We start from the raw sequence: 12,192 nt of genomic DNA, 5'->3' as shown, positions 1-12,192 counted from the left end.
GCGGGTCAGCCCTTGCCGCCGGGCGGGCCGATGACGAGCAGCGCCACGAAGATCGCGACGACGGCGAGCACGATGAGGGCGCCCAGCACCCACGGGCGGCGCAGGAAGAACCGCAGCATCCGGTCGATCGGACGACGGTCGCGGGGGTCGTCCGTCTCGGCGACGCGCCACGGGCCGTCGAGCCGGCCCGACCGCTGCAGCCAGATCTCCGTCGGCACCGTCGCGTACGGGATGACGGCGCTCACGATCGCCAGAGCGGTCGGCCCGAAGCGCCACCGCTGATTCACCGCGACGAGCACCGCGGTGGCGCCGTAGGAGAGGAAGACGAGCCCGTGGATGCCGCCGCCGATCGTCACGGCGAGCGGCAGGTCGGCGACGGCGCGCAGCACGAGGCCGGCGATCAGCAGCGTCCACGACACCGCCTCGGCGACGGCGAGCGTGCGGAACAGGGCGCGGGGCGTGCGGAACACGTCTCTCCTCCGGGTCGGTGCCTCTTCAGCCTACGAAGCCCGACCACCCGGAGCCGGCGACATGGCTCGGCGTCGAGAGACCCGCAGCGGTGCGCGCGCCCGCGGCACGATGACGGGGCGGATGAGCGTCGGCTTACCCGCCTCGCGCACGGCGTCGACGTCGGGGCGGCCTGAACGCTCCCCGCCGAGCCGTCGCGGTCGGGGCGGGTAGCGTGGGGCGGTGGACTTCTCGCTCGACGCGGTGCTGGCTCATCCGGATGCCGCGGCCTCGGGCGCGGCCGGTCACGATGCCGCCGACCGGCTGATCCTCGACGAATCCGCGTCCGCGCGAAGGGGCGTCGACGCCGGCGCGATCGCCGTGATCGGCGACGAGTCGGGCGCGCTCGCGCTCGCGGCCGCGCATGACGCCGGCGGCGGCGGTGCCGTGCGCGTGCACCAGGACCTTCTCACCGGCGAGCTCGCCCTCGGGCACAACGCCGCTCGCGTGGGCCTCGTCGGACGCACGCTGTCGCTCCCGCTCGATGCGGAGCTCGTGCGCGGCGCACGTGTCGTCCTGGCGCGACTCCCCCGCTCGCTCGACGCGCTGCGCGATATCGCCGGGGTCGTCGCGGCGTACGCCGCCCCCGACGTGGTCGTGTTCGCGGGCGGTCGGATCAAGCACATGACGCCCGCGATGAATGACGTGCTCCGCGAGGTCTTCGGACGCGTGGACGTCACGCACGCGCGCCAGAAGTCGCGGGTGCTCGTGGCGCGCGAGCCCCACGGCGGCGGCGACCCGGTGCCCGCGGCATCCGTCGTCGACGGCGTCGAGGTGCGCGCTTTCGGCGGCGTGTTCGCGGGCGCCGCGCTCGACATCGGCACGCGCGTGCTGCTCGTGCACGCGCCCGCTCTCGCGCCGGGCACGCGCGTCGTCGACCTCGCGTGCGGCAACGGCGTCGTCGCGGCGACGCTCGCGCTCCGGTATCCGGAGCTTCAGGTGTACGCATCGGACGTGTCGGCCGCCGCGGTCGCGTCCACGCGCGCGACGGCCGCGGCCAACGGCGTCGCCGACCGCGTGGAGGTCGCGCGCGACGACGCGCTGTCGCGCCTCGCCGACGACAGCGTCGACGTCGTGCTGCTGAATCCGCCGTTCCACCGCGGCGCCGCGATCGACGAGCGCATCGCGCGCGACCTCTTCGCGGATGCGGCGCGCGTGCTCCGGTCGGGCGGCGAGCTGTGGGCGGTGTGGAACTCGGCGCTGGCCTATCGCCCCGCGCTCGCGCGTCTCGTCGGCCCCACGCGCCAGATCGCCCGCACGCCGAAGTTCACCCTCACGGCCTCCGTCGCCCGCTGACGCCCACCGTCGGGTCAAACGACGAACGTCGGAGGATCCGGCGGGGATCCTCCGACGTTCGCATGATGCTCCGACGGTCGGGGGTGGGTCAGAAGTCCCAGTCCTCGTCTTCGGTGGCCTCGGCCTTGCCGATCACGTACGACGAGCCCGACCCGCTGAAGAAGTCGTGGTTCTCGTCCGCGTTCGGCGACAGGGCCGACAGGATCGCCGGGTTCACGTCGGTGACGCTCGAGGGGAACATCGCCTCGTAGCCCAGGTTCATGAGGGCCTTGTTGGCGTTGTAGTGCAGGAACTTCTTGACGTCCTCGGTGAGGCCGACCTCGTCGTAGAGGTCCTGCGTGTACTGCACCTCGTTGTCGTAGAGCTCGTACAGCAGCGAGAACGTGTAGTCCTTGATGTCCTGCCGCGTCGCCTCGTCGACCTTCTCGAGCCCCCGCTGGAACTTGTAGCCGATGTAGTACCCGTGCACGGCCTCGTCACGGATGATGAGGCGGATGAGGTCGGCCGTGTTGGTGAGCTTCGCCCGCGACGACCAGTGCATCGGCAGGTAGAACCCCGAGTAGAAGAGGAAGCTCTCCAGCAGGGTCGAGGCGACCTTGCGCTTGAGCGGCTCGTCGCCCCGGTAGTACTCCATGACGATCTGCGCCTTCTTCTGGAGGTTTGGGTTCTCCACCGACCACCGGAAGGCCTCGTCGATCTCCTTCGTCGAGCACAGTGTCGAGAAGATCGACGAGTAGCTCTTAGCGTGCACCGACTCCATGAAGGCGATGTTCGTGTACACCGCCTCCTCGTGCGGGGTGAGCGCATCCGGGATGAGCGACACGGCGCCGACGGTGCCCTGGATCGTGTCCAGGAGCGTCAGGCCCGTGAACACGCGCATCGTCAGCGTCTGCTCCTGCGGGGTGAGCGTGTTCCACGACTGGATGTCGTTGGACAGCGGCACCTTCTCGGGCAGCCAGAAGTTGTTCACGAGGCGGTTCCACACCTCGAGGTCCTTGTCGTCCTGGATGCGGTTCCAGTTGATCGCCTGAACCTGGTTCAGGAGCTGGAGCTTCTCAGCCATTGTTCTTCTCTCTCGGTCCCTGAGCTTGTCGACGGGTCACAGGGTGCAGGAGACGCACTCGGTCATGTCGGTGCCCTCGAGCGCCATCTGCCGCAGGCGGATGTAGTAGATCGTCTTGATGCCCTTGCGCCAGGCGTAGATCTGGGCCTTGTTGATGTCGCGCGTGGTGGCGGTGTCCTTGAAGAACAGCGTCAGCGACAGGCCCTGGTCCACGTGCTGCGTCGCGGCGGCGTACGTGTCGATGACCTTCTCGTAGCCGATCTCGTACGCGTCCTGGTAGTACTCCAGGTTGTCGTTCGTCATGAACGCCGCCGGGTAGTAGACGCGGCCGAGCTTGCCTTCCTTGCGGATCTCGATCTTCGCGGCGATCGGGTGGATCGAGCTCGTGGAGTTGTTGATGTACGAGATCGAACCGGTCGGGGGCACCGCCTGCAGGTTCTGGTTGTAGATGCCGTGGGCCTGGATCGAGGCCTTCAGCTCGCGCCAGTCGTCCTGCGTGGGGATGTGGTGGCCGGCGAACATCTCCTTGACCTTGTCGGTCTTGGGCGCCCACTCCCGCTCGATGTACTTGTCGAAGAACGTGCCCGACGCGTACGTGGAGTCCTCGAACCCGTCGAAGGTCGTGCCCCGCTCGATCGCGATCTTGTTCGACGCGCGCAGCGCGTGGAACAGCACCGTGTAGAAGTAGATGTTCGTGAAGTCGACACCCTCCTCCGAGCCGTAGTAGACGTGCTCGCGGGCGAGGTAGCCGTGCAGGTTCATCTGCCCGAGACCGATCGCGTGCGAGCGGTCGTTGCCGTCCTCGATCGAGCGCACCGAGCGGATGTGGCTCTGGTCGCTGACCGCGGTGAGGGCCCGGATGCTGGTCTCCACCGTCTTGGCGAGGTCGCCGCCGTCCATCGCCAGAGCGATGTTGAGCGAACCCAGGTTGCACGAGATGTCCTTGCCGATCTGGTCGTAGGACAGGTCCTCATTGAAGGTCGTCGGCGTGTTGACCTGGAGGATCTCCGAGCACAGGTTGGACATGTTGATCCGGCCCTTGATCGGGTTGGCCTTGTTCACCGTGTCCTCGAACATGATGTACGGGTAGCCCGACTCGAACTGGATCTCGGCGAGTGTCTGGAAGAACTCGCGCGCGTTGATCTTCGTCTTCTTGATGCGCGGGTCGTCGACCATCTCGCGGTACTTCTCCGTGACGGAGATGTCGCCGAAGGGCACGCCGTACACGCGCTCGACGTCGTACGGCGAGAAGAGGTACATGTCCTCGTCGTTCTTGGCGAGCTCGAAGGTGATGTCGGGGACGACGACGCCGAGTGAGAGCGTCTTGATGCGGATCTTCTCGTCCGCGTTCTCGCGCTTGGTGTCGAGGAACCGCATGATGTCGGGGTGGTGGGCGCTGAGATACACCGCGCCCGCACCCTGCCGCGCGCCGAGCTGGTTGGCGTAGCTGAAGCTGTCTTCGAGCAGCTTCATGACGGGGATGATGCCCGAGGACTGGTTCTCGATCTGCTTGATCGGGGCGCCGGCCTCGCGGATGTTCGACAGCAGAAGCGCGACGCCGCCGCCGCGCTTGGACAGCTGCAGCGCGGAGTTGATGCCGCGGGCGATCGACTCCATGTTGTCCTCGATGCGCAGCAGGAAGCACGACACGAGCTCGCCGCGCTGCGCCTTGCCGGCGTTGAGGAAGGTCGGGGTGGCCGGCTGGAAGCGGCCCGAGATGATCTCGTCGACGAGCGAGGTCGCGAGTTCCTCGTCGCCGTCCGCGAGGGCGAGGGCTGTCATGACGACGCGGTCCTCGAAACGCTCGAGGTAGCGCTTCCCGTCGAAGGTCTTGAGCGTGTAGCTCGTGTAGTACTTGAAGGCGCCGAGGAAGGTCTCGAAGCGGAACTTCTTGCCGTACGCGAAGTCGTTGAGCTGCTGGATGAACTCGAACGAGTACTTCGCGAGCACCTCGGGCTCGTAGTACTCCTTCTCCACGAGGTAGTCCAGGCGCTCCTTGAGCGAGTGGAAGAACACCGTGTTCTGGTTGACGTGCTGCAGGAAGTACTCCCGCGCCGCGCGCTTGTCGGCGTCGAACTGGATCTTCCCGTTCGCGTCGTACAGGTTCAGCATCGCGTTCAGGGCGTGGTAGTCCATGCCCTCGAAGCGCAGGTCGGTCTTGAAATCGTTCGCGGTCAGTGCCGCCTCTAGTGCTGTGTCCACCATCGTTCCAGTCCTTCGTTGACGCGTGCGACGTCGTCCGGCGTGCCGAAAAGCTCGAGTTTGTACAAGTGCGGCACGGAGCACTTGCGGCTGATGATGTCGCCGGCGAGACCGAAGTGCTCGCCGAAGTTGGTGTTGCCTGCGGAGATGACCCCGCGGATCAGGCTCCGGTTGCGCGGATCGTTGAGGAACCGGATGACCTGCTTGGGCACCGCACCCTTCTCCTCGCCGCGTCCTTGACCGCCGCCGTAGGTGGGGGTCAGGAGCACGTACGGCTCGTCGACGACGAGCGGTGCGTCGGTGGAGTGGAGCGGGATGCGGACGGAGCGACGACCGAGCTTCTCGATGAAACGCGCGGTGTTGCCCGACACGCTCGAGAAGTAGACCAGGAGCGGCGTCTGCGACGCGGTCATGAGGGCGCTCATGTCGGTCTCGCTCACCTCGATGTCCGAGTCGGTCCGGCCGGGAGCACGATCGGTCCCGGCCGGCCGAGAGCCTCGGAGCTCAGGCCAGGCGGCCGGCGAGCTCGTCGATCTTGTCGGGGCGGAAGCCCGACCAGTGGTCTTCGTCGGTGATGACGACGGGCGCCTGCAGGTAGCCGAGGGCCTTGACCTGCTCGAGCGCGGCGGGGTCCTGCGAGAGGTCGTGGACCTCGTATTCGATGCCCTTCGAGTCCAGCGCGCGGTAGGTCGCCGTGCACTGCACGCACGAGGGCTTGGTGTACACCGTGATCGCCATGATTACCCGTTTCTCCCCTCAAGGTCTGTCATTCCGGCCACCGCGGTGCACCGGGAGCTCAATACTACATATGGGTGCCGACATTGGAAGGCACCACAAGGGGTAGTAGTTACATTCGTGTAGTTTTGCACCGCTCTCCCCAGATACAACACACGTTGTCCACCGTTTCATCCACAGGCGGCGGGTGTCGGAGAAGACTGGAAAAAGGCTGAATCACGCGCTTTTCCGGCCGCCCCCGTCGCCCTGTCCACAGACCGCACGCTAGGGGCACCCTCCGACACGCCGGCGCCTGTGGAATTCGGCGCCCCGGCGTGTCGCGCGACGCGCGCACGTGGTCGCCGGCGTCGGCGGCAGTCGCTACCGTGGGATGTCGTGGCCGGCTACGGAGATCTCCTGCGAACGCGCGGGGTCGCGCGCATCATCGCGGCACAGCTGGCCGCCCGCTTCCCCAACGGCATGACGAGCCTCGCGGTGCTCCTGCACATCGAGCACGTGACCGGCTCGTACGGCGCGGCCGGCCTCGTCCTGGCCGCGACCTCGATCGGCCAGGCGATCGCCGGCCCCATCACGAGCCGGTGGATGGGCCGCTGGGGCATGCGTCGCGTGCTGACCCTCACCCTGACGGTGTGCGCGATCGCGATCACCCTGCTGGCTCTCGTGGCCCTCCCCGTCCCCGGCTACATGGCGCTCGGACTCGTCGCGGGCCTGTCGACGCCGCCGGTGCAGTCGGCGGTCCGCACGATCTACCCGAAGATGGTGTCGTCGCGCCAGCTCACGCCGCTGTTCTCCCTCGACGCGTCGCTGCAGGAGATCATCTGGATCGTCGCGCCCGTGGTGATCACGTTCGTCGCGACGCAGATCGGCACGGTCGAGGCGCTCCTGCTCATCGTTGCGATCCTCCTCGCGGGCGGCGCGTGGTTCATCCTCTCCCCCGAGGTGGGGCGTGTGCGCATCCCGCGCAGCCGCCGCGGGTTCGGTCGGGTGCTCGCCAAGCCCGCCGTGCTCCTGGCCACGGTGTCGGGCTTCCTCCTCATCGCGGCGTGCTCCGCCGTCGAGGCCGGGGTCGTCGCGACGTTCGGCCACGGCGGCGCCGAGGCGGGCCTCGTCCTCGCGGTCTTCTCGATCGGAAGCCTCGCCGGCGGCCTCTCCTTCGGCCACATCCCGATCGGGCGCTGGGCGATGGCCCGGCGCATGGCCATCGTCACCGGCGGCCTGCTGCTGACCCTCGTGTCGCTGAACGTGTGGTGGCTCGGCGGATCGCTGTTCGTCGCGGGGATCGGGATCGCCCCGGCGCTCGCCGTCATCTTCGCCATCACGTCTGCGAGCGTGCGCTTCAGCGAGACCGCCGAGGCCTACGGGTGGATCGGCACGGGTCAGCTCATCGGCGCGGCGGCCGGCTCGGCGGTCGCGGGCTTCCTCATCGACGGTGTCGGGCCGCAGGGTGCCTACGTCGCGGCGCTCGGGTTCGCCGCGATCGGCGCGCTGGTGGCCGTCGCGTGCGTGCGCGGGTTCCCCGACCTCCGCGGCCGTGACGCGAGCCCCATCCCCGACACGGAGCCCGTTCCGACGATCACGTGAGTCACGCGATGCGGGCGAGGAGCGCGAGGACCGCCTGCGCGTAGGCGTCCGAAGGCTCCGGATGCTGGAGCCGGCGCACCTCGTCTCCCACCGCGACTTCGACCTCGTACGTGTCGGCGAGCCGGCGCAGCGCCCGGAACCCGCCGCGCAGCATCTCGCGCAGCTGCTCCTCGGTGGGCAGCCACAGCGCGTCCGCGAGCGCGACCGAGTCGAGCGCCCACTCGGTGGTGCCGTTGAAGGCGAGGATCGTCCCGGTCGGGTAGTCGCGCGCCTCGATCGTCATCTCGCTCACCGTGAAGACGTCGGCGTCGAACTCCGGCTCGTCCAGCTGGAAGCGATCGCCCGATCGCGGCCGCCACACCAGTCCCGCCTCGCGCAGCGCGAGGGCGGCTTCCGTGGAGATCATGCGTCCTATTGTGCGGGCGCCGGGCGCACCCGAGGGCCGCTCGGCGACGACGGCGGCACCCATCGGTTCCGAACTCCTCCTGATCGAGCCGATGCGGGCCACATCCACCTCCGCACGCTCGCCACCGGCCGGACTGGAGGAGACCGCGGCACGGCCGCCGCTCCCTAGCATGGATGTATGCCTTCCCCCGTCGAGCTGCCCCGACTCTCATGGGGCGCCGCGTCCGCCCCTCGCCGCGCCCTCCTCGTCCACGGCCTCGGCTCCAACGGCGCCCTCATGTGGCGCTACGGCGTCGCCCTGGCGGATGCGGGGTGGCGGGCCGAGGCCGTCGACCTGCGCGGGCACGGCACCGCGCCCCGCGCTCTCGACTACACGATCGACGCGTACGCGGCCGATCTCGCCGAGGTGCGCGCGGACGACGGATGGGATCTCGTCGTGGCGCACTCCTTGGGCGGCGCGGCCGCGACCGTCGCTGCGGCGGCGGATGCGGCGTGGACGCACCGGCTCGTCCTCGTCGACCCGGCGATCCACCTGTCGCCACGGGATCGCGACATCGTGCGCGCGAGCCAGGAGCGCGCGTTCGCCGACCCGTCCGTCACGGCCGTCCGGGCCGAGCACCCGACGTGGCATCCGCACGACATCGAGCTGAAGGCGCTGTCGGCCCAGCAGGCGAGCCGCTGGGCGGTCGAGCAGACGAGCGCGCAGAACGCGGCATGGGACGTGCGCGAGGCGGCCGCGCGGCTGACTGTTCCCACGCACGTGCTCGCCGCCGACCCCGCCGTGTACTCGATCTTCCGCGGCGCCCTCGCCGAGGAAGTGCTCGGCAACCCGCACGTGACGATGTCGGTCGTCTCCGGCGCCGGGCACTCGCCCCACCGCGATCGTCCCGAGAACACGATCGCCGCGTTCTTCGCCGCGCTCGGCTGAGCACCCCGCCGCGCCGCCGCCGCGAGGACAGGCGAATCAGGCGGATGCAGTACCTTCGCGCTCGTCCGATGCTGCATCCGACCGATTCGCCCGGTCCCCACGCGCCGGAGCGCGTCGTGCCGCGCGGGGAGCGGCCGCGTCGGGAGGGGCGGCGCGCCGAGCGGGACGGCGGCCCTGGGCCAGGCGGACGCGGGCGAGAATGGGGACATGACGGCCGCGTTCGACCCTGCGCACCACCTCCCCGACGAGCTGCTCGAGCGCATCCGCGAGCGCGCCGCGGCGCACGATCGCGAGAACACGTTCCCCGAGCAGGATCTCGCCGAGCTCCGGGATGCGGGGTACCTCGCGATCCTCGTGCCGCGCGCGCGCGGCGGCGCGGGCCTCGGTCTCGCCGAGGCATCCGTGCTCCAGCAGCGGCTCGCGACCGCCGCGCCGGCGACCGCCCTCGCCGTCAACATGCACCTCGTATGGACCGGGGTCGCCAAGGTGCTGCAGGATCGCGGCATCGACGACCTCGCGTTCGTGCAGACCGGCGCCGCGTCCGGCGAGGTCTTCGCGTTCGGCATCAGCGAGGCCGGCAACGACCTCGTGCTGTTCGGCAGCGACACCGCCGCCGTGCCCACCGGCGACGGCGGCTACGCGTTCACGGGCACGAAGATCTTCACGAGCCTCGCGCCGGTCTGGACACAGCTCGGCGTCCACGGACTCGACACGACGTCGCCCGACGCGCCGCGCATCGTGTACGGGTTCGTGCCGCGCACCGAGGCGGTCGTCACGCGCGACGACTGGGACACGCTCGGCATGCGCGGCACGCAGAGCCGCACGACCGAGCTGCACGGCGCGCTCGCCCCGGCCGACCGCGTGGTGCGCCGCGTCGCCCCCGGGCCGCAGCCCGATCCGCTCGTGTTCGGCATCTTCGCGGTGTTCGAGATCCTCCTCGCGTCCGTGTACACCGGCGTCGCGCGCCGCGCGATCGACCTCGCCGTGCACGCTGCCACGACACGGCGGTCGAAGCGGTCGGGCACGACCCTCGCGAACGACCCCGACATCCGGTGGCGCGTGGCCGACATGGGCATCGCCTACGAGGCCCTGCCGCCGCAGCTGGCTGCCCTCGCGCACGACGTCGACGCGCGGGTCGACCACGGCGCGCACTGGTTCGCGCTGCTCTCGGGCGTCAAGCATCGCGCCGTGACGACCGCCAAGCGCATCGTCGACGACGCGATCCTCGTCTCGGGCGGCTCGTCGTACTTCGCCGGCACCGAGCTGTCGCGCCTGTACCGCGACGTGCTCGCGGGGATGTTCCACCCCTCCGACCCCGAGTCGGCCCACGCCGCGTCGGCGACCGCGTGGCTGGGCCCGGTCGGGGGCTGAGCGGATGCCTCGCACCCCCGACGCCCTCCTGACGCCGGCCGACCGCGCTCGGCGCCGGGGCCTGCGCACGATGAAGGCGGTCGCCCTCGGCGCGCTCGTGTTCATGGCGGTGCTGTTCGCGGTGTCGTTCGCGCTGCAGGAGCGCATCGCGTGGCTGCAGTGGGTGCGTGCCGCGGCCGAGGGCGGCATGGTCGGCGCGCTCGCCGACTGGTTCGCCGTGACGGCGCTGTTCCGCCACCCGCTGGGGATCCCGATCCCCCACACCGCGATCATCCCGCGGCGCAAGGACGAGATCGGCCGCAGCCTCGGGGAGTTCGTCGAGTCGAACTTCCTCTCGGCCCCCGTCGTGCGCGGCAAGCTCGAGTCGACCGCGATCGCCGCGCGGCTGGGTGCGTGGCTGTCCGACCCCGCGCACGCCGCGCGCGTCTCGGACGAGGCCGCGACCGCCGCATCCGGGGTGCTGCGCGCGCTGTCCGACGACGACGTGCGCGACGTCATCGAAGACCTCGCCCGCGAGCACCTGCTCGCGCCCGACTGGGGGCCGTCGGTGGGCGTGTGGCTCGAGCGCGTCGTGGCCTCGCGCGCGCACACCGGCGCCGTCGACCTCGCCGCCGACTCCGTGGCGACGTGGCTCGCGGCCAACCAGGAGGCGTTCACGGGGCTCGTGTCCCGCCGGCTCCCGTCGTGGGTGCCGAGCCTTGCACACCGCTTCGTCGACGACGCCCTCTACCGTCAGGCGGTGTCGTTCGTCGACGCCGTGCGCGCCGATCCGGAGCATCCGGCCCGCCATGCGATCGACGGCTACCTCGCGCGCCTGGCCGACAACCTCCAGCACGACCCCGAGACGATCGGGCGGCTCGAAGACGCGAAGGCGGCCGTGCTCGACAGCCCGCGGGTGCGCGCGCTCGCGGCCGAGGCGTGGGCGACGGCGAAGTCGGGTCTGCTGCGCTCGCTCGCCGACCCCGAGAGCGGCCTGCGCCGCCGCGCCACCCAGGCGCTCGTCGAGATCGGCGAACGCTTGAGCACCGAGCCCGCGCTGCAGGAGCGCGTGGACCGGTGGGTGACGGATGCGGCGGTCTTCGCCGTCGAGCGCTACCGCCACGACATCGCCTCGATCATCACCGACACCGTCGAGCGGTGGGATCCGGCCGAGACGACCGAGAAGATCGAGCTGCTCGTCGGGCGCGACCTGCAGTACATCCGCCTGAACGGCACGATCGTGGGCGCGCTCGCGGGCGTGGCGATCTTCTCGATCGCCGAGTTTCTCCTGGGCTGAGCGATAGCCTGGAGTCGTGGACGATGCGCGGGGCGACCAGGCGCTCTTCACGTACGGCACGCTGCAGTCCCCCGCCGTCCAGCAGGACACCTTCGGACGCCTCGTGACGGGCGAGGAGGACGTGCTGCCGGGCTACCGGATCGACTACGTCGAGATCGACGACCCGCGTGTCGTCGCGCTCTCGGCGACGGCGGTGCATCCGATACTCCGGGAGACCGGCGATGCGAGGGACAAGGTGGTGGGGATGGTGCTCTGGCTGAGCGAGGCCGAGCTCGAGGCGGCCGACGAGTACGAGGTCGCGCTGTACCGGCGCGCCCGGGTCACCCTCGGCAGCGGCCGCGACGCATGGGTGTACGTGCCGGCATGATCCAGATCGCCTTCGCCCGCCACGCCAAGTCCGACTGGGCCGACGACGGACTCGACGACCACGACCGACCGCTCAACGACCGCGGCCGGCGCGACGCCCCCGAGGTCGCCAAGCGCCTGCTGCGCAGCGGCGTGCGTCCCGAGGTCGTGCTCACCTCGACCGCGCTGCGCGCGCGCACGACCGCGCAGGTGTTCGCCGAGGTCTTCGACGCCGAGCTGCGCGAAGACCCGGAGCTCTACGGCGCGGATCCGGACGTCCTGCTCGCCGCGGCGCGTGCGAGCGGCGTCGACGAGGTCATGGTGGTCGCCCACGACCCGGGCATGAGCGAGGTCGTGAGCGAGCTGGCCGGCGACGACGTGCGCATGACGACGGCCGCCGTCGCGGTCTTCACGTGGGAGAGCGCGACGTGGGACGAGATCGGCGCGACGCCGCCCGACTCGTTCGAGCTCACGACCCCCTGA

Annotated in this window: 13 protein-coding genes; 7 read left to right on the top strand and 6 right to left on the bottom strand. The window is 70.2% G+C overall.

Annotation, left to right across the window (positions count from 1 at the left end):
- Positions 1-5: 5 nt before the first annotated feature.
- The gene (locus EI169_RS06005; RefSeq protein ID WP_125131523.1) at positions 6-470 is read right to left on the bottom strand and encodes a DUF3817 domain-containing protein; all 465 of its coding nucleotides are present in this window, start codon (positions 468-470) and stop codon (positions 6-8) included.
- 220 nt (positions 471-690) lie between these two features.
- Here EI169_RS06005 and EI169_RS06000 point away from each other — a divergent pair, with 220 nt between their 5' ends.
- Entirely contained in the window at positions 691-1,803 is a 1,113-nt protein-coding gene (locus EI169_RS06000; protein WP_125131522.1) for a methyltransferase, read from the top strand.
- Between the two features lie 88 nt (positions 1,804-1,891).
- Here the strand turns inward: EI169_RS06000 and nrdF are convergent, their stop codons facing one another.
- From nrdF to nrdH, 4 genes are all read right to left on the bottom strand, one after another.
- On the bottom strand, positions 1,892-2,866 hold the full coding sequence (nrdF, locus tag EI169_RS05995; protein WP_125131521.1) for a class 1b ribonucleoside-diphosphate reductase subunit beta: 975 nt from the start codon (positions 2,864-2,866) through the stop codon (positions 1,892-1,894).
- Between the two features lie 36 nt (positions 2,867-2,902).
- The gene (gene nrdE / locus EI169_RS05990) at positions 2,903-5,071 is read right to left on the bottom strand and encodes a class 1b ribonucleoside-diphosphate reductase subunit alpha (RefSeq protein WP_164515449.1); all 2,169 of its coding nucleotides are present in this window, start codon (positions 5,069-5,071) and stop codon (positions 2,903-2,905) included.
- A complete protein-coding gene (nrdI, locus tag EI169_RS05985; RefSeq protein ID WP_125133343.1) occupies positions 5,053-5,493 on the bottom strand; it encodes a class Ib ribonucleoside-diphosphate reductase assembly flavoprotein NrdI in 441 nt (146 codons plus the stop codon). The genes nrdE and nrdI overlap by 19 nt, the downstream gene beginning before the upstream one ends.
- A 79-nt stretch (positions 5,494-5,572) precedes the next feature.
- Positions 5,573-5,806 carry a glutaredoxin-like protein NrdH gene (gene nrdH, locus EI169_RS05980; RefSeq protein WP_125131520.1) on the bottom strand — a complete coding sequence of 78 codons (234 nt, stop codon included), beginning with the start codon at positions 5,804-5,806 and terminating at the stop codon, positions 5,573-5,575.
- Positions 5,807-6,178: 372 nt separating this feature from the next.
- Between nrdH and EI169_RS05975 the strand changes: the two genes are divergently transcribed.
- Positions 6,179-7,384: an MFS transporter gene (locus EI169_RS05975; protein ID WP_125131519.1), complete on the top strand. Its 1,206-nt coding sequence runs from the start codon at positions 6,179-6,181 to the stop codon at positions 7,382-7,384.
- 1 nt (position 7,385) lies between these two features.
- Here the strand turns inward: EI169_RS05975 and EI169_RS05970 are convergent, their stop codons facing one another.
- Positions 7,386-7,790: a pilus assembly protein CpaE gene (locus tag EI169_RS05970; RefSeq protein ID WP_125131518.1), complete on the bottom strand. Its 405-nt coding sequence runs from the start codon at positions 7,788-7,790 to the stop codon at positions 7,386-7,388.
- 177 nt (positions 7,791-7,967) lie between these two features.
- Here EI169_RS05970 and EI169_RS05965 point away from each other — a divergent pair, with 177 nt between their 5' ends.
- From EI169_RS05965 to EI169_RS05945, 5 genes are all read left to right on the top strand, one after another.
- Complete coding sequence (locus tag EI169_RS05965) at positions 7,968-8,717, top strand: alpha/beta hydrolase (RefSeq protein WP_125131517.1); 750 nt, start codon at positions 7,968-7,970, stop codon at positions 8,715-8,717.
- A gap of 207 nt (positions 8,718-8,924) precedes the next feature.
- On the top strand, positions 8,925-10,088 hold the full coding sequence (locus EI169_RS05960; protein ID WP_125131516.1) for an acyl-CoA dehydrogenase family protein: 1,164 nt from the start codon (positions 8,925-8,927) through the stop codon (positions 10,086-10,088).
- Between the two features lie 4 nt (positions 10,089-10,092).
- Positions 10,093-11,364 carry a DUF445 domain-containing protein gene (locus tag EI169_RS05955; RefSeq protein WP_125131515.1) on the top strand — a complete coding sequence of 424 codons (1,272 nt, stop codon included), beginning with the start codon at positions 10,093-10,095 and terminating at the stop codon, positions 11,362-11,364.
- 16 nt (positions 11,365-11,380) lie between these two features.
- Positions 11,381-11,731 carry a gamma-glutamylcyclotransferase family protein gene (locus EI169_RS05950; RefSeq protein ID WP_125131514.1) on the top strand — a complete coding sequence of 117 codons (351 nt, stop codon included), beginning with the start codon at positions 11,381-11,383 and terminating at the stop codon, positions 11,729-11,731.
- A complete protein-coding gene (locus EI169_RS05945) occupies positions 11,728-12,192 on the top strand; it encodes a histidine phosphatase family protein (protein WP_125131513.1) in 465 nt (154 codons plus the stop codon). The genes EI169_RS05950 and EI169_RS05945 overlap by 4 nt, the downstream gene beginning before the upstream one ends.

This window comes from Microbacterium sp. 10M-3C3, assembly GCF_003931875.1.
Lineage (GTDB): Bacteria > Actinomycetota > Actinomycetes > Actinomycetales > Microbacteriaceae > Microbacterium.
Note: the sequence above shows the minus strand (reverse complement) of the source record. Positions and strands in the feature narration are given on the sequence as shown.

Coding starts and splice junctions, on each gene's coding strand:
- nrdF (WP_125131521.1), bottom strand. CDS start 2,866: ATGGCTGAGAAGCTCCAGCTCCTGAACCAGGTTCAGGCGATCAACTGG.
- nrdE (WP_164515449.1), bottom strand. CDS start 5,071: ATGGTGGACACAGCACTAGAGGCGGCACTGACCGCGAACGATTTCAAG.
- nrdI (WP_125133343.1), bottom strand. CDS start 5,493: ATGAGCGCCCTCATGACCGCGTCGCAGACGCCGCTCCTGGTCTACTTC.
- nrdH (WP_125131520.1), bottom strand. CDS start 5,806: ATGGCGATCACGGTGTACACCAAGCCCTCGTGCGTGCAGTGCACGGCG.
- EI169_RS05970 (WP_125131518.1), bottom strand. CDS start 7,790: ATGATCTCCACGGAAGCCGCCCTCGCGCTGCGCGAGGCGGGACTGGTG.
- EI169_RS05965 (WP_125131517.1), top strand. CDS start 7,968: ATGCCTTCCCCCGTCGAGCTGCCCCGACTCTCATGGGGCGCCGCGTCC.
- EI169_RS05960 (WP_125131516.1), top strand. CDS start 8,925: ATGACGGCCGCGTTCGACCCTGCGCACCACCTCCCCGACGAGCTGCTC.
- EI169_RS05955 (WP_125131515.1), top strand. CDS start 10,093: ATGCCTCGCACCCCCGACGCCCTCCTGACGCCGGCCGACCGCGCTCGG.
- EI169_RS05945 (WP_125131513.1), top strand. CDS start 11,728: ATGATCCAGATCGCCTTCGCCCGCCACGCCAAGTCCGACTGGGCCGAC.